This window comes from Falsibacillus pallidus, from assembly GCF_050990905.1.
Lineage (GTDB): Bacteria > Bacillota > Bacilli > Bacillales > DSM-25281 > Falsibacillus > Falsibacillus pallidus_A.
Window position 1 is genome coordinate 3,761,669 of record NZ_CP158866.1, and the last position, 19,609, is coordinate 3,781,277.

A 19,609-nucleotide genomic window follows, 5' to 3' on the forward strand; every position below is an offset into this window, starting at 1 on the left:
ATCACTTATTAAATTCTCTAACAGCATCATGCAGAAATATCTGCCTGATCCATTTTTGTTTGTCATCATCCTGACCTTCGTGGTCTTTGGATTGGGTCTCATCTTTACTGACAGCGGCCCGATGGATATGGTCCAATACTGGGGCGGCGGTTTCTGGGCGCTGCTGGCATTTTCCATGCAGATGGTACTCGTCCTGGTCACAGGCCATGTCCTTGCATCAAGCCCAATCTTTAAAAAGCTGCTCGGTGGATTGGCCGGGACTGCGAAATCACCAGGAGCAGCCATCGTCCTTGTCTCCGTTGTATCCATCATTGCTTCTTGGATCAACTGGGGATTCGGCCTTGTCATCGGGGCTCTTTTTGCGAAAGAATTGGCTCGCCGTGTTAAAAATGTCGATTACCGGCTGTTGATTGCAAGCGCTTACGGCGGGTTTGTCGTTTGGCATGGGGGCTTTTCCGGATCCATTCCACTTTCCATTGCGACGAAGGGACATCCTTTTGCTGATAAAATTGGAATCATCCCAACGAGCGAAACCATTTTTGCACCATATAACCTGATCATTGTTTTAGCACTATTTATCATTCTTCCGATTTTAAATCGGGCGATGATACCTTCAAAGGAGCAAACGGTCACAGTAGATCCGGAAATCCTTGTAGAGGATGAGGCATTTTCTGCGGCATCACTGGAAGCTGGTGCTGCCACTCCGGCAGAGCGCATGGAAAACAGTGTGATCCTTTCCATGCTGGCAGGGATTTTAGGCCTTCTATTCTTAGGATGGTATTTTACTAAAAACGGATTTAACTTAAATTTAGATATCGTTAACTTCACTTTCTTTTTCTTGGGGATCATTTTCCACGGGACACCGAAGCGCTTCCTGCACGCTGTTACTACAGCTGTCAAAGGAGCGAGCGGAATCATCATCCAATTCCCGTTCTATGCGGGAATCATGGGCATGATGACTGCATCAGGACTAGCTGTAGTCATGTCCAATGCATTTGTATCGATCTCGAATGACTTCACATTCCATTTCTTCGCTTTCCTTAGCGCAGGACTTGTCAATTTCTTTGTCCCATCAGGAGGAGGACAGTGGGCTGTGCAGGGGCCGATCATGCTGGATGCTGCAAAAGCAATGGGAGTATCCATACCAAAGACGGCAATGGCCGTTGCTTGGGGCGATGCCTGGACGAATATGATCCAGCCATTCTGGGCCCTTCCGGCATTGGCCATAGCCGGTCTTAAAGCAAAAGACATCATGGGATTCTGCTGCATCATCCTGGTCGTCAGCGGCATCGTCATTTCATTGGGTCTGCTGTTCCTTTAATCCCGGATACGGCAGTTACTTTGCCTACTAAACAACAAAAAAGCTGCCGCACGGGGCATTCAGCCTCCTGTGAGCAGCTTTTTTATATGAAAGGGAGCCTAATCCAACAGATTCCTCTTTTTCAATTCAGCTTCTAAGAGCTTGATAAAATCCTTTGAAAGATTTTCTTTTTTTGCCTTTATATACGCCTCCATCAATTGTTTGTCGTTCAATAAGCGATAACTATTCATTGCCGAACCTCCTACTCGCCGGTGTCCAAAAATCTTATGTTCCGATTATTTTCCCTTGATTTGGGAAGGGTAAACGCAAAACCATCTATGAACTAAAAAACCTCCCGTAATGGGAGGTCATGATTACGAAGATTTTCTATAAAGCTGAAGTTCTTCCGGTTCTGCCAATTCTTTTGAAACTGGAACCGCCTCAGGCCTCTTCCTTTTTCGTTTCTTGAAATAGTGTGAATGCCCTGTTGTCGCCTGTACATACCCTTCAATCATGAAGGAAACAGCAATCATGGTGAGAGCGAAACAGACAATCGGCGTGAGCGGGACCCATGGAATCCATTCAAGCAGCTTATACGTATCCCCGATCAAGCCGGACCATTCATATGAAATCGTTTGGGGAGGATCTCCAAAAAACGGATCATAGCTCACCTTCGTCCCCCCGAGGAACAGCTTCAGCAAGCCTAAGTGTGCGAAGACAATCAAGGTCTGCATCATCTGCTGGCCGAAGAGGACAAAAACCTTTTCCCTCAATGCCGGAAAAACGTGTTTGAAGATCAACCGCAGCTTACCTGCTCCAAGCGTCCTAGATGCCAGGACGTATTCCTGCTCGATGATTCTGCCGGCTTCATTGCTGATCAGCACAGATATGACTGGAACTGTCAGCAGTGCTAAAATGACTACTTCCAAGGCAATCCTCTCAAACATGCCCGTCTGAAAACCCCCTTCCGGCATCCAAAGAATCGGATGGAGCAAATAGTAGGCAAGGATAGTAAAAGGGATGAAGTGAAACGAATCGATAAAACCATTGACATACCGCTTCCCCTTTTTAAAGTACACCCCCATCACCATTCCGATCGGAACAGCAACGAGAATCCTCAATGCAGCAACGGATATAGCGGCCAGGATGGTATATTTCGCACCAATGATGGCTTTCGCAAACATATCATACCCCTGCTTATCCGTGCCAAGCGGAGTTTTCCAGCTCGGCGGCTGCGGGGATCCCCCAATGATTTTGCCATCTGCATCATAGATCCAGCGATACTTAGGAACGTGGTTGTCCGTTACCCCAGAGTAGACAAAACTGGCAATCAAAAGTCCTGCTATAAAAATAAATCCAATGAGAAACCAAGGATTCTTCCAGACACTCTTCATGAAATCGTCCCCCCTCCTGTCACTTTACGCTGTAAAATCCATTCCACCACCGTGTAAAAAATGAAAATTGGGAAGAAGAAGGCAAGGAGCGTAATGGTGAAGATTTTCGGGTCAAGTCCTTCCATCAAGAACAGAGTCACTCCCCCCATATTGAATAAAAATTCCAAGATCAATAGATTGGACAGCATGAACCATACGGTCTTTTTGGATTGGAAAAAGACGCTGATGACCGCATTAGGAAAAATGTGAAAGACCACAATAAACAACTTTTTTAACCCGATGGAGCGTGCTAATAGCACGTAGTCCTTATTCAACTCGTCTTCAAAGATAATCATGCTGAGGCGGAAAAGCTGCACCATCGGCAGAATCGATAAGCATACGATCGGCAATAAATAAATCTTCTGTTTATCGAGTGCTGCAATATCCATCAGGAGCAGCCCCGTTTTCTCAAAAACAAAGATGACGAGAAGCTGAGCTCCATAGATGATCAAAAGATCCGGAATCGATTCAAATATGTAAAAAATCAGTTTGACCGCCCTGCGAAGTTTATGCGGCAGCATCGTAACCAGCATCGTCATGGCAAGTGATGCGGCGATTGCAAGAAGAAACGCACCAAGCAGAACCGTCAATGAATAAAATACTGGGTCAAGCATATAGGGAAACAACGGCCGTTCTGTATCAACAAACATATACGTAAGTTCATTTAAGTGCACAATGTAATACAAAATATCTTTAAGCGACTGCCAATATAACGATCCATCTATGTGATTCTGCTGCAGTCCTGCAATGAATGGAGGAAGCGCGCCTACTAATATGATTCCCGCACAAGAAAGCAGGAATTGGATGGCTATATCTAGTACTTTTTTCATCTCTAACCCTCCCAATCTGACAATCTGCTTCCAATTTTACCACCAAACGTAATGAATATGAAATATATTTGAAATATTCTGTTAGAAAAAAATCTGCTAATCCTGCGAAAGGGCTATGGCGCTGCATGCAACCATCAAAAAAGCCGCTCGAGCCAATGCGACCCGAGCAGCCTTATAAAACCTATTGTGCAAGTGGAAGCTTAATGATGACTTCCGTTCCGAATCCCAACTCGCTTTTAATATCGATGCATCCTTTATGCTCCTGGATAATTTTATTGCTGATGGTCAATCCGAGCCCCATTCCCTTTTCTTTCAGGGTGAAGAATGGTTCGCCAAGATGCTTCAGCCTTTCAGGAGGAATTCCTTCTCCCTGATCTTTGATGGATATTTTCAAGTTCTGGCCGACCTGCTCTACTTTCACTGTCACTTCGCCGCCTTTTTGACCCATTGCGTCAAGGGCATTCTTGATGATATTGATCAGCACCTGCACCACCTGGTTTTTATCGCCGAAGATTACGGCATCCTTTTTATCAGCTTTGATCGTAATGGCAATCCCCAAAAGGAGGGCTTCATGCTTCATGATATTGACGACATAATCCAGCGCTTCGTTAAATTGGAACTGCGCGTGAATCCTGCTCTGCGGCTTCGCAAGCACAAGAAGTTCACTCACGATTTGATTGATCCGGTCAATTTCCCTGGACATGATTGTTAAATATTCTTCTGTGACATTTTCCGTTTCATGAAGCAGTTGAATGAATCCCTTTAAGCTGGTAAGCGGATTGCGGATTTCGTGGGCAATGCCTGCTGAAAGCTCTCCGACCACCGAAAGCTTCTCCTTCTTCAGCAGCATGGCTTCCGTCCTCTTCTGCTGGGAGATATCCCTTCCGAGTGTAATCAGGATTCTTCTTGTCCCATCCTCATGGTAAAGAGGGACTTTAATGACATCGAATGTTTTAAACTCGCCGGAGCGGAGATAGAAAGATTCTTCTGTCCGTGTCAGGCACTGATTTTCCCATGCTGCTTCATCTGAATCGATGCAGTAGAGAAGGGCATCTTTGAAAAATGGAGTGTAATCACCCAACTGGGAATCAGTCTTTCCGTAGTAATCGACGCGCGTCAATTCGTACAGCTCCAGACCAAACTGGTTTACCTTAAGCCATCTTCCCTCGCCGTCCTTCACACACATAAAGTCCGGCATGGAATCGATCAATGCAGACAGCCTCTTTTCTTCCCCTTGCACCCCTTGATACTTAACCAGGAGCCTGTACCCATTCACAGCTAGATAAAGTAGGCTCCCGACTAAAATGATGGATAATACTATATAAATAAATGATTCTATTGCGTTCCGCTCATGGATGAATCCAAGAACCATCTGGCATGCCAAAACAATCATCATACCAGCGGTAGCTGCTGCCCATCCCTTTTTCGTCAGCAAACCGGCACCCCTCTTTTCCCCTGCGTCTTTTTGTATCTATTTTCTACTATCATATCATTCCAAGTAATTCTTCCCCAACTGCCGGATAGGCAAAAGAATAATAGGTTTAAATGAATTAATTATACATCATTAAGCCTTTTTACCCAAAATAAAATATTCAGAATAATCTTTGCACTTTCTTTTGGAAAAAAGTTGGATCCTGTGTTATAATCAATTGTAACAAAACGTTCACAAACTTTTCTCTTTTTCGCCATAATTGAAAACGTTTTACTAAAAGGAGTGTTAACACATGGATGTATTTATGGTCTATTTATTTGTCGCTACTGCAACTCCATTGTTCCTTTGGGCCGAGCATAAGAAGTGGGCAATCGTCCATTCGCCATTTGTAATTGCACTTTGGGCTTCCTTCATTTACTACGTCGCTGTTCCTGACATGGGAACGCTTGGACATATCGTTTTATGGACATTATTTATTGCCAACTTCCTTTATGCACACGTGGCAGCCATCTACTTATACGCTGCACCGTTCCTTCGTGAACAAAAACTTAAGAGACGCTTCACCCTCATTAAATAAGCATGCCAAGATCAAAGAAGCCGGTTCCTTCTAACATGAAGGGACCGGCTTCTTTGATTAATTTCCTTAATTTTAAAAATAATTATTAATACACGCCGTAAATAACATATAATGGAAGTTAGTATTGTTCAAAAAATCTAGGCCGATCAATCATAGTAGAGAGGAATGTTTATATGCCATTTCTTATAGGTTATGGAATTGCAATTCTAGGAGCAATAATAGCTAATAACCTAAGCAAGGGAAAAACGGATAAAAGAAAATTCATCGTTTGGGGAATCACGCTGATGTTTGCTATTTCTCCATTTTTATCTTTTGCAATCGGCTTAACCGCTGCAGTTATTGAGAAGAGTGGATGGGCAATAATGATTATGTGGGTGATCTTCCCGCCAATCTTCCTGATAGGATTTGTACTATTATTGGTTGGTATTTTCAAGAAAGAAGAAAAAGTGAAATTTTAAACTTAAGGGTAAAGGAAGGACTATTAAGCAGTGTAGTATTCCTTTAATTGTCCTGTAAAACATAAAAGTGAATGAATGTGGGAGAAGAAACATGCAGAAAATCATAAAACATCTTAAGTATTTATTATTTGAACCGAAAGAAAATCTTTATAATCATAAAACGTTGATCCTCTACCATGGATGGGGCGGCACAGCTGAGGGATACACGGAATTAGCAGAGGAATTACTGGAAAAAGGCTATAAAGTAATCGTTCCTGAGATCCTCTATCACGATACAAGGGAGCCATTAGAAAATCATTACGACCAGAAAACGCTCCAAGCTTATTTTTGGAAAATCATCACTAATTCCATTGATGAATTCAATGAGTTCATTTCTGAAATAGGCATAAAGAAAGAAGAAACAATCCTTATCGGCAGCTCGATGGGCGGCTTCATCGCCAATGGCATTTTTGCACGCGAAATGAGATTGGCTGGACTCGCCAATATTAATGGGTCAGGCTCATATATACTGACAGAGCGCCTTTTTAGAAGCATGGATGGGAGAGGGAGCATTCCTCCAGAACTAGAGATGACACTAAGCGATTATGATCCTGTGAAAAAGGAGAACTGCCCTTCTTCTGTGCTGCTCATTCATGGGGATAGTGATAAAATCATCCCGATAGACGGACAAAAGGATTATTATCGTTATTTAGCAGAGGAGCAAAAAAGAGATAATGTGGAGTTTCATATCCATAAAGAGGTCAATCATCAATTCACAACAGAAATGGTGATTGAGTTGATGGATTGGCTGGATAGGATCTGAAAACATAAGAAAAGCGCAAGAGCCTGATTAGAGGCGCCGAGGTTGGACTGAAGTGCTGCGAGATAAAGGAAACACGAAGAGCGAAGCGATTCGATGTTGACTTATCGTAAGCGTGCTGAAGGAAACCTCCCAGCCTCTAGGCGCTGGAGCTGGACAAAGAAAAGCACTGCCAAAATTGCCGGCAGTGCTTTTACTTGTTCATTCAATTAGTTCCCATTATCCTGCTCATGCTTCATCTCCATATTATGGTCCATGTTTTTCATGTCTTTATCGTGGTCCATGTAGTCCATTCCGAATGACATGACCCAAATGGTTCCGGCGACTACTGCTACTGCGATGAATGCTGCGTAAAGCATGGTCCCCGTCTGGACTTTTCCATTTTCACTTTCGGTCACGTGCATGAACATGAACAATTGAATGACGGCTTGAAGGATTGCCAGAATGACAATGAACGTTATGATCATCTTCGTTGAAAAGCCGCTGTACAATCCAACCCAGAGGGCAATCAGCGTCAAAACAATAGAGAAGACGAAGCCAATCAAATGCTTCCAAGGGAATCTTCCTTCTGTATGGCTAGCCATGATGCATCACCATCCCTGTCAAATAAACTCCTGTGAAGATAAAGATCCATACGACATCAAGGAAATGCCAATATAGGCTTGTAATGAAGACCTTTTTAGCCGTTGCGGGGTTCAGCCCGCGTCTTGATGTTTGAATCAACACAAGTGTGACCCAGCCGATACCGAGTGATACGTGGGCCCCGTGCGTCCCGACCAGTACGAACAGCGCTGACCAGAATGCACTGGATGAAAGTGTTGCTCCTTCATGGACGTAAGAAATGAACTCTGAAATCTCGAATCCAATGAATCCAAGGCCTAAAAGAACGGTAATAATCATCCAGGCCATCAAGCCCTTCTTATTATTCCGTCTCATTTCATGTACGGCAATCCCGCATGTAAAGCTGGATGTCAGCAATAAGAATGTCTCAATCAAGACGCCTTTCAGTTCGAAAAGCTCACCGGGTAAAGGGCCGTTTGCTGTTCGGTTCATCAATGCGAAATACGTTGCAAATAATGTAGAGAACAAGGCAATTTCAGCTCCAAGGAAGACCCAAAAACCCAGGATATTCAACCGGCCAGTCTCTGACTGGTATTCCATCGGCGTGTTTTGATCATGATTTTGAACCATATCCATTTTGTTCGAGCCTCCTTTACCCTAGTTTTCTTTCTGTTTCTTCTATTTCACTGACTGGAATGTAGTAACCATCGTCATATTCAAATGATCGAAGGACGAGGCAGGCAAGGATTCCAATCAAACCGACAATGCCCATCCAGTACCATTGGAAGACCAATCCGAACCCTGCGATGAAGAATAGCACCGACATCACAAATGGACGTCCGGAATTATTCGGCATATGGATCGGTTTGTACTCTTGAATTTTCTGCTGATCTTTCTTCGCTTCTCTTTTCATTTTCCAGAAGGCATCTAAAGCTGTGACTTCAGGGATGACGGCAAAGTTGTAATGCGGCACCGGTGTATGGGTTGCCCACTCGAGGCTGCGTCCATCCCATGCATCTCCAGTTTTCTCCCGTTCTGCATAGCGGAAGCTGTAGTAGATGCTGTAGACCATGACAAGGAATCCAAGGCCCATGAGCACACCACCGATTGTCGCTACAAGGTTCAAGCTGAACCAGCCGTCCCCTGCTCCATACGTAAACACGCGTCTAGGCATGCCATCCAGTCCGAGGAAGAACATCGGGAAGAAGCAGACATTGAAACCGACCACGAACAGCCAGAATGAAATTTTCCCAAGACGCTCGTTAAGCTTGTGCCCGAACATTTTCGGATACCAGAAATAAAAACCTGCGAAACAAGCAAATACCGTTCCGGAAATCAATACATAGTGGAAATGCGCTACTAGGAAATACGTATTGTGATACTGGTAATCGGCTGCTGCCATGGCAAGCATGACCCCGGTGACCCCGCCGATGACGAAGTTCGGGATGAAAGCGAGCGACCATAGCATCGGTGTCGTCAGCTTGATTTTTCCCCGATAGAGGGTAAACAGCCAGTTGAATATCTTGACCCCGGTCGGTATGGCAATCGCCATGGTTGTGACCGAGAAGAATGAATTGACGGCCGATCCTGCGCCCATGGTGAAGAAATGGTGGACCCAGACGACGAAGCTCAATCCGGCAATGGCGACCATGGAAATGACCATCGCTTTATAGCCGAACAGTGTCTTTCTTGCAAACGTACTGATAATTTCCGAGAAAATACCGAAGGCCGGCAGGATGACAATATATACTTCCGGATGTCCCCAAACCCAGAAAAGGTTTGCCCACAGCATCGGCATACCGCCATCAGCGAGGGTGAAGAAATGTGTACCGAATAAGCGGTCGAATGTCATCAATGCAAGTGCGACGGTCAGCACAGGGAAGGCGAAAATGATGATGACACATGTGATCAGCGTCGACCAAGTGAACATTGGCATTTTCATAAGCCCCATGCCTTTAGCTCTCATTTTCAGAATGGTAACGGCAAAATTGATTCCGGTCATCAAAGTACCGATACCGGCAATTTGAAGTCCCAGGAGATAGTAGTTCTGTCCCGGACCCGGACTCATTTCATTCCCTGCAAGCGGCATATAGCTTGTCCATCCAGCTGCCGGGGATCCTCCGATGACGAAGGAAATGTTAAACAGCATAGCTCCAAAGAAAAATGTCCAGAAGCTTAGTGCATTTAAGTAAGGATAGGCGACGTCGCGCGCTCCGATCTGCAATGGAACGACAACGTTCATCAGTCCGATCAAAAACGGCATCGCCATAAAGATGATCATGATTGTACCGTGTGTGGTAAAGATTTCATTATAGTGCTGTGATGCAAGGAACTTTGATCCCGGCACTGTCAATTGCGCCCTCATGAGCAAGGCATCGACACCGCCGCGGAAAAGCATCAGGATTGCGGCAATGATATACATGACGCCAAGGCGTTTATGATCGACGGTTGTGAGCCAATTCGTCCAAAGCCACTTCCATTTCTTGAAGTAGGTCAATCCTGCCACAATGGCAATCATGGTCATCACAATGGAAACATCGGCTCCATAGATCAATGGGTCGCCTGTGACAAAAAATTCATCCCATTTCATGCTGTCTCCTCCTCCCTAGTGAGCTTTTTCTTGTTGTTTTTCCGACTGTTTTCTTAATTTCTCTGCGTAGCCTGCATTATCCATCTTGGCATGGTCTACATATTGAAGATGGGTAGATGAAAATGTCATTTGTTTGGTATGGCCTTGCAGGAGCAAGTGGTCATACTCTTTTTTCGTTAGTTTAGGTGCTGAGTTTTGCTTGTCTTTCACCCATTTATCGTACTCTTCTTGTGTAACGGCTTTTACTTTAAATTTCTGATCGGCAAACCCTTCTCCATTGAAGTTGGCGTTGCGGCCTTCATAGATGCCGGGTTTGTCTGCCTGCAGATAAAGCTCTGTTTGCATTCCTGCCATGTTGTACTCCTGTCCGCCCAATGATGGAATCCATAAGGCTGACATGGAATCTGCCGAAGTCAATTTAAATAAAATCGGTCGGTCTTCAGGAATGACCAGGTAGTTCACGGTCTCAAGGTTCTGCTCCGGATAGCTGAACATCCATTTCCATTCAGCAGAAGTGGCATGGATAACCAGCGGCTTCTTATGAGATGTGGCTTCCGGCGCTTTATCCAAGGCATAGATGGTCTTGACCGTTGGAACAGCAAGGGCGATAACGATCAGGATGGGAATGGCAGTCCAAATGATTTCCAGAAACGTGTTGCCGTGCTGATCAGGCGGTTCATACCCTTCCGCATGCTTTTTCTCGCGATATCTAACAATGATAATTGAGAAAAGGACGAATACGACGGCCACGATGAACAGCATGAATCCGATAGACCAATAAATGAGATCTTTCTGCTGCTCAGCAACCGGACCCTTTGGATCTAAAACAGTCAGCTGGCATCCGCCAAGGACTGAAGATAATGCAACGATGGCCAATAAACCCATTGGCTTTAGTAGTTTTCTCAATTTTGTCACCTGCCTTTTTAATCTATGATTAAGTATGATGGTTCTTCATTCGTTAAAGCCCTTTTTACTCGTCTATACCCACCGTAGCAAAAGGCAAACACTATGTGAAGTAATTCACATATATGATGGCGGATTCTCAATATTTCGCCACATTCTCTTCAATAAATTATCAAATTATTGGGATATAAAGACTATCAAGGAAATAATTGCATATAAAAACCGCCGGCATCTTTCATCCAGCGGTTCCCTTATCTTAGCCTAATTTTGTTTTCAACTTGTCCAGCATATCTGCTGTCATTTTTGCAAGATCATATTCAGCCTTGAATCCCCACTCTTCTTTTGCTGCAGAAGGATCGATGGAGTTCGGCCAGCTGTTGGCAATCGTCTGTCTGATTGGATCCACTTGATAGTCCATTTCGAACGTTGGAATGTGCTTGCGGATCTCAGCAGCGATCTGCTCCGGCTCAAAGCTCATCGCTGTCACGTTGAATGAGTTGCGGTGCTTCAAATTCGCTGGGTCAGCTTCCATCAAATCAACGATGGCATTAAGCGCATCCGGCATATACATCATATCCATGTATGTCCCTTTGTCGATGTAGGAAGTGTATCGGCCGTTCTTGATGGCTTCGTAATAAATTTCTACTGCATAGTCAGTGGTACCGCCGCCTGGTGGCGCCACATAGGAAATCAATCCAGGGAAGCGCAGACCGCGTGTGTCCACACCGAACTTTTGATAGTAGTAGTCGCAAAGCAATTCGCCTGAAACTTTGTTGACTCCATACATCGTTGTCGGACGCTGGATCGTATCCTGCGGCGTGTTGTCCTTCGGAGTGGAAGGACCGAATGCACCGATGGAACTTGGCGTGAAGAACTGGCAGTCCAGTTCCCTTGCTGTTTCAAGCGCATTGACAAGGCCGCCCATGTTTAAGTTCCATGCAAGAAGCGGCTTCGCTTCTGCAGTGGCAGAAAGCAGTGCCGCCAAGTGGATGATGGAATCCACTTCATATTTCTTAGCAAGGTCATGCATCCTTTGAGCATCGGTAACGTCCAACGTTTCAAATGGACCGCCTGTTACGACTTCGCTGTCCGTTTCACGGATATCCGTTGCCAAAATGTTGTCTGCTCCGTACACGCTGCGTAGCTTCGTGACAAGCTCAGAACCGATTTGACCGAGTGCACCGGTCACAAGTACTTTTTTCATAATCTATTTCCTCCTAGTCGCTAAAACCGTTCAAATCGTTCAAATTAAATTTAGATGATGCCCATTTCTTTCCCGACTTTTTCATAAATGGAAATGGCGTTATCGAGCATTTCCTTTGTATGGGCAGCTGTCGGCATATTTCTCACACGGCCTGTCCCTCGTGGAACCGTAGGGAATACGATGGATTTTGCGTAGACTCCTTCTTCATAAAGGCGTTTACTGAATGTTTGAGTCGCTTTTTCTTCCCCGATGATGACCGGAGTGATTGGCGTCTCGCTGTCGCCGATATCAAAGCCGATGGATTTAAGGCCTTGTTTCAGATAGTTCCCGTTTTCCCAAAGCTTATCATGCAATTCAGTGCTCTCCATTAAGATAGTGATTGCTTCTGTGCAGGCTGTTACATCTGCAGGGGTAAGAGCTGTTGAGAACAAGAACGGGCGAGCGGCCACTTTGAGCCAATCGATCAAGTTTTGCTTACCGGCAACATAGCCTCCGACAACTCCGATCGCTTTTGAAAGAGTTCCCATTTGCATGTCAACACGGTCAGATAAACCGAAATGCTTAACTGTTCCTGCCCCTTTACCAAGGACGCCGGATCCATGTGCATCATCGACATATGTGATCAGGTCGAACTCTTCTGCAATTTCCACGATTTCAGGAAGCTTTGCCACATCTCCATCCATGGAGAATACGCCATCCGTGATGACCATGATTTTTTGATATTGGCCGGACTCTTTTGCTTCTTTCGCTTTTTGGCGAAGGTCCTCCATATCAGAGTGGTTGAAACGGATGATTTTCGCTTTTGAAAGGCGGCAGCCGTCAATGATTGATGCATGGTTCAATTCATCAGAAAGAATCGCATCATTTTTGTTCATGACTGCAGAAATGGCACCCATGTTGCAGTTGAATCCGGATTGGAATGCAACGGCAGCTTCAGTAGCCTTGAATTCTGCAATTTTTTCTTCCAAGAGAGTGTGAAGTTCGAGTGTTCCGTTGATAGTACGTACAGCACCCGCACCAACGCCCCACTCTTTCACAGCTTCAATCGCTTTTTCTTTCATACGCGGGTTCGTTGCGAGACCCAAGTAATTATTTGAAGATAAGTTTATAAGTTCTTTTCCGTTGATTTTAATGACAGGACCATTCGGTGTACCTACAGGATCGATTTCATTGTAAAGGCCTCTTTCTTTCAAATCATTCAGGTTTTCATTTAAAAACTGATCTAATGCTTTACTTGACATAGTGATCCCTCCATGGATATTTTATATTTTATGAAAACGCTTAAAATACACTTGTCCACCTGCAGCGGACAGTACTTAGTTTTCAAAGCTTTAACTACAATTAATTTAACATATTTCTCTTGAATTGTTTATACTAAAAAGACAGTTAATGCAGATGATTTATATATAATACCTCTATTAAAAGCAACAGAACGATTGTGCCGACAAATATAATGGAAAAGTTTCGGGAGTTATTGGCGATTTTTATGTCTTCATACTTCACGGGCCTTATTCCAGCAAGCGTAAACACAATGACTGCCGAGAATAAGATGGAACAGATGTTAACGGAGAGCAGCAGCGTCGAACGCAATGCTTCCGGCCATAGAAAGACGCTTGCAGACATTCCCATGACGGCTGCAGGCGGCATGAGGGCCACTGCTACCATGACGCCGACAAGCGCACTCGGAAATTTCTTCATGGTCGATAATGCTCCGGCAGCCCCGGCAGCAAGGGCCAAGAGGATGTCCGAGATTGAAACGGAGGTCCTTGATAGAAACTCACCGCTTTTTAACGGAACTCCAAATAAAAGCCCTATTATAATCGCAATGACAGCAGACAACAGGATCCCCGCTATTACCGTGAGGACAGAACGCCAAAGCAATTTAAAGTCCCCTAAGATGGAAGCAAACGCAACGCCCACAACGGGCCCAAGCAACGGAGCAATCACCATTCCGCCAATGACGATAGAAGGGCTGTTCTTAATCAAGCCGATCGTGACGACAATGGCAGCAATCAGGACAAAAAGGAAATAGCCTGCATTTAACGTGGCGCTGCCTTCAATGCTAGAATATAATTCCTGCCTGCTTGCCCTTTCTAAATGGGCTTCATGCTTTTCTTCTTTTTCCGCACTGTATTTTTTGGAAATGTACGCATCCACGGGAAAGAGCATGATTTCCATATCCTCCAGTTGGGCTGAAGTTCGTTCAAAGTAGTCCAAGATGTCTTCAATAGCTGTTGAATCAACGAGAAGACGAATGAGTATACAATCTGAATCGACTTTTCTTGTCCAAATCTTCAACGGATTGAATTTCTCTATATTTTCTTGTATTGAAGAAAACCGATCTTTCGGTATATAAGCTTCAATCAATTGAAAACTCACGCGCTTCCCTCTCCCTCTACTGTTTCCTTAGAGTCTTTTCCCCTCCTATTATCTGCTCAATCCCACTATGCTATGAATATTTTTGATCCTATGTAAAAAGCCCCGGCAGTACATTCTCCAGGGCTGGCTCTCCATCATTAATTTTGCGTCTGCTTCACAGGCTCCAGACTTAATATCGCGGCATGGATCTGGGATTTGATCCTGTCTATCCTGGAGAAATCCATAGCGCTGACGTAGATGCCCTCAAGCTGGTCATGAAGATTTTTGGCTTTTGCCAAATAAGCAGTCGCTTCCTTCATTTTATTAGTGTAGCGTCCGGAGATATCTTTGAGAGCATCTTCGTAGATTTCATCTGTTCCTGATGTAATGACCCTTGAATACATATCGATGATTTCATCGCCTTCCCTGGCAGGAAAGTATTCATGGGGAGCCGTACTGTCGAATATCGCAAAATCCAGTTCACGGACGATGACCATGTCGAGACTGTTCGGGTCGAATCCACAGTGGTAGACTTCCACATCAAAGCCTCTGTCTTCCGCGACAGCCGCCAGTTTTTTCAGAAGAGTCGATTTCCCTGAACCCGGTCTTCCTTTAATGAAGTACCGATAGGAAATGTCCTCCGTCAAATTTTGAATGAAGTCTACAGGGCCTTTTGGCGTCGCAGCCCCTAAGAATCGATGGCGTACCTCTGCTGCTTTGTTGACGTACATTTTCCCAAAAAGCTCATCAATCAAATCAACGGTGAGTTGATTGGCTTTTTGAAAATCCATGTTTTCGATGTAGATTTTTTCCCATTCATCATGTATTAACAAGGCATCATGAAAAACACTGTAAGCTTTTTGGAAAGATTCTGTTATGCGGGAGCTCAAGGAGATGATTTCTGTTTTATGTTCAGCAAGTTTAGCGGAATCCCATGCTTCTCCTAAATTCACATATTCCTCAATGGCACCCGGTGCTTTCGGCTCGATTACGTGCGGCGCCGTCCCATCCACAATCCCTACTTTCAAGGATGGAATGATGACGCCGTCTATGGACTCGTTATCGGAAGAACAATGGAGAAATTCAATGTTGTACCCATTCCTCAGCCAATCTTGGCCGATCTGCTTCATCAGTGATGACTTTCCTGTCCCTGGTCCGCCTTTTAAAATAAATAATTTATCCAACCCTTGGAGATTGGATTCAAATAAGCTGTGAAAACCTCTGGCTGTATTGCCGCCTGCATAATAATTGATGATTTTCGCTGTCATTTCATACCCTCCAATTAAGTAATCGTTCAGGAGCCTTCCTCGACTAGTGTATGAAAGACAGCTTTTCTAGGTGAACGCCTATTTTAACGTTTTTTCTAAAGGCTCTTTTCTCAAAGATTGTTGGTTTATGCATTAAAACCGGATTACCTATGCAATCTACGCAAAAAATCCAGCTCGAAAAGAGCCTGGATACACCATCCCAACGCACTTAATAGCTAGTTTTACGTTAAAATCGGCAGTAAGATTTTAACAACATTGTTTCGGAAACAGATTTCTAAAAATTGTAATATATTACCGAAATATTACCGGTGTAAAACTTCTGTAAAATAACTTACAATATAATCAGAGACATATAAGGGAGACATAACATTGAACATACAAAAATTCTCTTACAAAAGTATTTTAGTCGGTGCAGTGGTGATTGTTGGCCTTATTTATCTATTGATCCGAAGCACACAGGTTCAGTCACAGAACTCGAACCTAGATCCGGAAGATAAAATTCCTACAGTGTTTGTACACGGCTATAAAGGTACATTCAATTCATTCAAAACAATGATGAACCGCTTTGATCAGCAATATAATTGGGGAAAGCGAACTCTTCTCTGCTTTGTGGATAAGGAAGGAAACTTGACGTTCAAAGGTTCGCTGCCGATTGGGCAAAAACATCCTCTGATCCAAGTGGTATTTGAAAACAATCGCGCAACCATAAACGACACCTCCTTCTGGCTGCAAAAGATCATGAAGGAGCTAAAAGGAAAATATAATGTGGATCAAGTCTATCTCGTGGCACATTCCATGGGCGGTCTGGTCACTACTCAATATTTAGAAAATACGTATGGCAGCAGCGACTATCCTGTGCCGTTGAAATTCATCACCATCAGCACCCCATTCCAGGGAGTGACGAAAGAGTCGTATGATAAAGTCAATACCGGCCCTGCCGTTGCGGACTTAAAACCGGGATCACAAGCCCAGAAAAGGCTGTTGGAACATCGCGATCAATTCGATCCAACGATACAGGTCCTTTCAATCGGGGCAATGGGCGATCAGGTCGTTTCCGTCGAGAGCGCTACAGGGATGCGCGACATTGCAAGACCCGAACAGTATAAAGAATCCATCATAAAAGACCAGAGCATCTCCCACAGCGGACTTCATGAGACCGAGCTTGTAGACCGTCTGATTTGGCAATTCCTATGGACGCCAAAAAAGATGCATGGAGAAAATTAATACAAAAAACGCCAGCCCTGTCTTCAGGCCGGCGTTTTTCTATTTCCAATCAAGTATCCCGTTCAAATCCTCATAGATGCGATCCGGCGTCAGATTAAGCTCTTCCACCGGAAGTTTACCGCGATTGATCCACGCCGTATGAAATCCGAAGTTTTTAGCTCCTGAAATGTCCCATCCATTAGAGGACATGAAGAGCACTTCTTCTCTCTTGACGTTCAAGGTTTTCAAAACATGCATGTAGGAAGCGGGAGTCGGTTTATATTGTTTCACTTCATCAATGCTGATGACCTTGTCCAATATATTGTTGAATCCCGCCTGCTCCACCAGGGGATCCAGCATGTCATGCGATCCATTCGAAAAAATCGCCAAAGTCTTGCCTGCCTCCTTCAGCTTTGAAAGAACGGAGTCGACTTCCGGATAGTGCTGGAGCTTCAAATACTGCTTCATCAGCATTTCTTCCTTATCAGGGTGAACCTCTTCTTTATTTTCCAAAACGGCATATTTTAAGGCATCCCTTGTAATATCCATGAATGTTTCATAATTCCCCATCAGCTGACGGAGAAAGGAGTACTCCAACTGCTTCCTTCTCCATGTCTGGCTTATAGCCTCTCCTTTGCCAGGGTAGAATTCATTACATTTTTCCATCACCGAATGGACATCGAATAGTGTCCCATAAGCATCAAAAATAAAAGCTTTAATCTTGGTTTCCATTTGTGTCACTCCTTGTCATTTTGAAGACGTTCGTCCGGCTTTTTAACCTCTGAAGGAGGAGCCAGACTGACGATAAGGTCACCCTCATCGCCGCTGATTTCTTGTTCATCCGTGAAGAATTCAATTTTTCGAGAGGATTTATGAATGAAAAGCAGGATGGTCCCTTCTTTCCTCTCTTCCAAGTATTGATCGAAATCATACTGGTCAGACAAGGTTGTCTTTCGGAACACATATCCTTTTTCCACCTTGTCATTCAGCATTTCCCAGGTTGCCTTTTCATTGAACAGGATCCTTCCTCCGATTGTATGCTCCAGCCTGTCTACATCCACCTCATCGTTTTTTCGAAGACTTAGCTGAAAAAGGTTGTTCCGACCCATCTCCGGAATAAATGTCGTACAGACAAGGGCGTTGTATGAGTCAAGGTCCGTTGCGGCAATCAAATATTCGTAAGGGGTGAGATCCAAATGAAACTCGGTCTGTTCGGACAGAATTTCCCCTCTATATGTCTTCACCCCCTCATTTCGGGCTTTAACCAAACGGCTCCATGAAGAATCAGCAATGACTGTCGGCAATTCAAGTTCCTGAAAAATCTTCGCCAGCCCTACCGTGAAGGGATTTCCCCCTACAATCAGGACGCCTGGTTCATCCCCAATAGATAGGTCCAGCTTCTTAGCCAGCCATTTAATGGAGAAGCCGTGGGCACACACTGTAGAGAAAACAAGCGCAAGGGTCAGCGGGGTCAAAAGTCCCGCACCTTTAAAGCCCGCATCCGACAGCACACTGGAAAAATATCCGGACACTGTCAACGCCACGATCCCTCTTGGTGCAATCCATCCTACAAGCGTCTTTTCTTTTGTGGTCATATCCGTTTTGATTGTGGAAATGCCGATGGAAAGCGGACGGACTATAAAGAGCATCAACAGCACATATCCGATTAGCTTCCAGCTGAAAATCTGCAGAAGAACATCCATACTCAACGCAGAAGTCAGCATGATATAAATGGTGGAAATGAGTAAAACGGAAATATTTTCTTTGAAATACCTCATCTCAGAAATAGAAGAGATATGCATATTAGCCAATGTGATCCCCATCGCGGTGACAGCGAGCAGCCCGGTTTCATGGTAGATTTCATCCGAAATCGTAAAACAAGCCAGCACTGAGGCAAAAACAATCGGCGACTTCAGGAATTCCGGAATATGCCCTTTTTCAAGCATCCATCCAAGGCCCTTCCCTACGAGCCAGCCAAAAAACGCGGCAAGGAGGGATGCCAAGAAAAACATTCCAAGTGAACCGATTGTTTCTTTTTCAGACAATATGAACTTGATGATTTCAAATGCAAAGACGGACAATAGGGCGCCGAATGGGTCGACGATGATCCCTTCCCATTTCAATATGGCTGCCGGGCGCGGCTTCAGCCTTGCCTGTCTCAATAAAGGAAGAATGACAGTCGGCCCGGTCACGATGAATAAGCCCCCGATAACGAAAGCGACCGCCCAGGAAAGCCCCGCTACATAATGCGCGGCAAGGGATCCAAGAATCCATGCAATGAATGCTCCAATGGTTACGATTCGCAGCACCGGACGCTCCAACCCCCGGACTTCCCGAAAATCAAGGTTAAGACTTCCTTCAAATAAAATAATGGCAACCGCCAGCGAAATAATCGGATTGAAGAGGTCTCCAAATACTTCTTTCGGGTTCAAAAACCCGGTAATCGGCCCAGCAAGCAGGCCCGCAATCGACATGACAACGATAGCTGGAAGACGAAATCTCCATGAAACCCATTGTGACGCAATGCCAAGCACTGCGATGATCATTAAACTGAGTAGAACAGATTCCATGAGCACTCCCCCAAATAAACCATATGATTTTTTATCTTATATACCCTTATAGCGGAAAGAAAAATGCAATCTAAAAAAATAATTATTGAAAAGGCTATCTTCCTGCACATTTTGGCCTATTCA

At 44.5% G+C, this 19,609-nt stretch carries 19 protein-coding genes; 5 read left to right on the forward strand and 14 right to left on the reverse strand.

The window, feature by feature from the left end; all coding sequences use genetic code 11:
• Positions 1 to 28: 28 nt before the first annotated feature.
• Positions 29 to 1,321, forward strand: a complete 1,293-nt coding sequence (locus ABTV07_RS19375; RefSeq protein WP_433751363.1) for a short-chain fatty acid transporter — start codon at positions 29 to 31, stop codon at positions 1,319 to 1,321.
• A 98-nt stretch (positions 1,322 to 1,419) separates the two neighbouring features.
• Here the strand turns inward: ABTV07_RS19375 and sda are convergent, their stop codons facing one another.
• The 4 genes from sda to ABTV07_RS19395 form a co-directional block, all read right to left on the reverse strand.
• Positions 1,420 to 1,551, reverse strand: coding sequence for a sporulation histidine kinase inhibitor Sda (gene sda / locus ABTV07_RS19380; protein WP_433745565.1), 132 nt, complete (start codon positions 1,549 to 1,551; stop codon positions 1,420 to 1,422).
• 123 nt (positions 1,552 to 1,674) lie between these two features.
• Positions 1,675 to 2,694 (reverse strand): ABC transporter permease, encoded by a 1,020-nt coding sequence (locus tag ABTV07_RS19385; RefSeq protein ID WP_433745568.1) that lies wholly within the window; start codon positions 2,692 to 2,694, stop codon positions 1,675 to 1,677.
• Positions 2,691 to 3,563, reverse strand: coding sequence for an ABC transporter permease subunit (locus ABTV07_RS19390; RefSeq protein WP_433745574.1), 873 nt, complete (start codon positions 3,561 to 3,563; stop codon positions 2,691 to 2,693). The genes ABTV07_RS19385 and ABTV07_RS19390 overlap by 4 nt, the downstream gene beginning before the upstream one ends.
• Before the next feature lie 181 nt (positions 3,564 to 3,744).
• Positions 3,745 to 4,998 carry an ATP-binding protein gene (locus ABTV07_RS19395; protein WP_433745576.1) on the reverse strand — a complete coding sequence of 418 codons (1,254 nt, stop codon included), beginning with the start codon at positions 4,996 to 4,998 and terminating at the stop codon, positions 3,745 to 3,747.
• Positions 4,999 to 5,287: 289 nt separating this feature from the next.
• On the opposite strand from ABTV07_RS19395, the gene ABTV07_RS19400 reads away from it, so the two are divergent.
• The 3 genes from ABTV07_RS19400 to ABTV07_RS19410 all read left to right on the forward strand — a co-directional run bounded on the left by ABTV07_RS19400 (position 5,288) and on the right by ABTV07_RS19410 (position 6,832).
• On the forward strand, positions 5,288 to 5,572 hold the full coding sequence (locus ABTV07_RS19400; RefSeq protein ID WP_433745579.1) for a spore morphogenesis/germination protein YwcE: 285 nt from the start codon (positions 5,288 to 5,290) through the stop codon (positions 5,570 to 5,572).
• A gap of 173 nt (positions 5,573 to 5,745) precedes the next feature.
• Entirely contained in the window at positions 5,746 to 6,030 is a 285-nt protein-coding gene (locus ABTV07_RS19405) for a hypothetical protein (RefSeq protein WP_433745581.1), read from the forward strand.
• A 91-nt stretch (positions 6,031 to 6,121) separates the two neighbouring features.
• Positions 6,122 to 6,832 carry an alpha/beta hydrolase gene (locus ABTV07_RS19410; protein ID WP_433745582.1) on the forward strand — a complete coding sequence of 237 codons (711 nt, stop codon included), beginning with the start codon at positions 6,122 to 6,124 and terminating at the stop codon, positions 6,830 to 6,832.
• 206 nt (positions 6,833 to 7,038) lie between these two features.
• On the opposite strand, the gene qoxD is transcribed toward ABTV07_RS19410, so the two are convergent.
• From qoxD to ABTV07_RS19450, 8 genes are all read right to left on the reverse strand, one after another.
• Entirely contained in the window at positions 7,039 to 7,413 is a 375-nt protein-coding gene (qoxD, locus tag ABTV07_RS19415) for a cytochrome aa3 quinol oxidase subunit IV (protein ID WP_433745585.1), read from the reverse strand.
• Complete coding sequence (gene qoxC / locus ABTV07_RS19420; protein ID WP_433745587.1) at positions 7,406 to 8,026, reverse strand: cytochrome aa3 quinol oxidase subunit III; 621 nt, start codon at positions 8,024 to 8,026, stop codon at positions 7,406 to 7,408. The genes qoxD and qoxC overlap by 8 nt, the downstream gene beginning before the upstream one ends.
• Positions 8,027 to 8,042: 16 nt before the next feature.
• Positions 8,043 to 9,980: a cytochrome aa3 quinol oxidase subunit I gene (qoxB, locus tag ABTV07_RS19425; RefSeq protein ID WP_433745590.1), complete on the reverse strand. Its 1,938-nt coding sequence runs from the start codon at positions 9,978 to 9,980 to the stop codon at positions 8,043 to 8,045.
• Between the two features lie 15 nt (positions 9,981 to 9,995).
• The gene (gene qoxA, locus ABTV07_RS19430) at positions 9,996 to 10,886 is read right to left on the reverse strand and encodes a cytochrome aa3 quinol oxidase subunit II (protein WP_433745593.1); all 891 of its coding nucleotides are present in this window, start codon (positions 10,884 to 10,886) and stop codon (positions 9,996 to 9,998) included.
• A gap of 253 nt (positions 10,887 to 11,139) precedes the next feature.
• On the reverse strand, positions 11,140 to 12,087 hold the full coding sequence (locus ABTV07_RS19435; RefSeq protein ID WP_433745596.1) for an L-threonine 3-dehydrogenase: 948 nt from the start codon (positions 12,085 to 12,087) through the stop codon (positions 11,140 to 11,142).
• Between the two features lie 50 nt (positions 12,088 to 12,137).
• Complete coding sequence (locus ABTV07_RS19440; RefSeq protein WP_433745599.1) at positions 12,138 to 13,328, reverse strand: glycine C-acetyltransferase; 1,191 nt, start codon at positions 13,326 to 13,328, stop codon at positions 12,138 to 12,140.
• 145 nt (positions 13,329 to 13,473) lie between these two features.
• The gene (locus ABTV07_RS19445; RefSeq protein WP_433745602.1) at positions 13,474 to 14,466 is read right to left on the reverse strand and encodes a TIGR00341 family protein; all 993 of its coding nucleotides are present in this window, start codon (positions 14,464 to 14,466) and stop codon (positions 13,474 to 13,476) included.
• Between the two features lie 137 nt (positions 14,467 to 14,603).
• Positions 14,604 to 15,713, reverse strand: a complete 1,110-nt coding sequence (locus ABTV07_RS19450) for a PRK06851 family protein (protein ID WP_433745605.1) — start codon at positions 15,711 to 15,713, stop codon at positions 14,604 to 14,606.
• A 369-nt stretch (positions 15,714 to 16,082) separates the two neighbouring features.
• Between ABTV07_RS19450 and ABTV07_RS19455 the strand changes: the two genes are divergently transcribed.
• Positions 16,083 to 16,937 (forward strand): alpha/beta hydrolase, encoded by an 855-nt coding sequence (locus ABTV07_RS19455; protein WP_433745607.1) that lies wholly within the window; start codon positions 16,083 to 16,085, stop codon positions 16,935 to 16,937.
• Positions 16,938 to 16,976: 39 nt separating this feature from the next.
• Here the strand turns inward: ABTV07_RS19455 and ABTV07_RS19460 are convergent, their stop codons facing one another.
• Complete coding sequence (locus tag ABTV07_RS19460; RefSeq protein ID WP_433745610.1) at positions 16,977 to 17,648, reverse strand: haloacid dehalogenase type II; 672 nt, start codon at positions 17,646 to 17,648, stop codon at positions 16,977 to 16,979.
• 5 nt (positions 17,649 to 17,653) lie between these two features.
• Positions 17,654 to 19,486 (reverse strand): cation:proton antiporter, encoded by a 1,833-nt coding sequence (locus tag ABTV07_RS19465; protein WP_433745612.1) that lies wholly within the window; start codon positions 19,484 to 19,486, stop codon positions 17,654 to 17,656.
• Between the last annotated feature and the right edge of the window lie 123 nt (positions 19,487 to 19,609).

Excerpts from the sequence above, each read along its gene's own strand:
- ABTV07_RS19405 (WP_433745581.1), top strand. The coding sequence starts at position 5,746 with ATGCCATTTCTTATAGGTTATGGAATTGCAATTCTAGGAGCAATAATA.
- ABTV07_RS19410 (WP_433745582.1), top strand. The coding sequence starts at position 6,122 with ATGCAGAAAATCATAAAACATCTTAAGTATTTATTATTTGAACCGAAA.
- ABTV07_RS19440 (WP_433745599.1), bottom strand. The coding sequence starts at position 13,328 with ATGTCAAGTAAAGCATTAGATCAGTTTTTAAATGAAAACCTGAATGAT.
- ABTV07_RS19450 (WP_433745605.1), bottom strand. The coding sequence starts at position 15,713 with ATGACAGCGAAAATCATCAATTATTATGCAGGCGGCAATACAGCCAGA.
- ABTV07_RS19460 (WP_433745610.1), bottom strand. The coding sequence starts at position 17,648 with ATGGAAACCAAGATTAAAGCTTTTATTTTTGATGCTTATGGGACACTA.
- ABTV07_RS19465 (WP_433745612.1), bottom strand. The coding sequence starts at position 19,486 with ATGGAATCTGTTCTACTCAGTTTAATGATCATCGCAGTGCTTGGCATT.
- ABTV07_RS19400 (WP_433745579.1), top strand. The coding sequence starts at position 5,288 with ATGGATGTATTTATGGTCTATTTATTTGTCGCTACTGCAACTCCATTG.
- qoxC (WP_433745587.1), bottom strand. The coding sequence starts at position 8,026 with ATGGATATGGTTCAAAATCATGATCAAAACACGCCGATGGAATACCAG.
- ABTV07_RS19390 (WP_433745574.1), bottom strand. The coding sequence starts at position 3,563 with ATGAAAAAAGTACTAGATATAGCCATCCAATTCCTGCTTTCTTGTGCG.
- sda (WP_433745565.1), bottom strand. The coding sequence starts at position 1,551 with ATGAATAGTTATCGCTTATTGAACGACAAACAATTGATGGAGGCGTAT.
- ABTV07_RS19385 (WP_433745568.1), bottom strand. The coding sequence starts at position 2,694 with ATGAAGAGTGTCTGGAAGAATCCTTGGTTTCTCATTGGATTTATTTTT.
- qoxB (WP_433745590.1), bottom strand. The coding sequence starts at position 9,980 with ATGAAATGGGATGAATTTTTTGTCACAGGCGACCCATTGATCTATGGA.
- ABTV07_RS19375 (WP_433751363.1), top strand. The coding sequence starts at position 29 with ATGCAGAAATATCTGCCTGATCCATTTTTGTTTGTCATCATCCTGACC.
- ABTV07_RS19435 (WP_433745596.1), bottom strand. The coding sequence starts at position 12,087 with ATGAAAAAAGTACTTGTGACCGGTGCACTCGGTCAAATCGGTTCTGAG.
- qoxD (WP_433745585.1), bottom strand. The coding sequence starts at position 7,413 with ATGGCTAGCCATACAGAAGGAAGATTCCCTTGGAAGCATTTGATTGGC.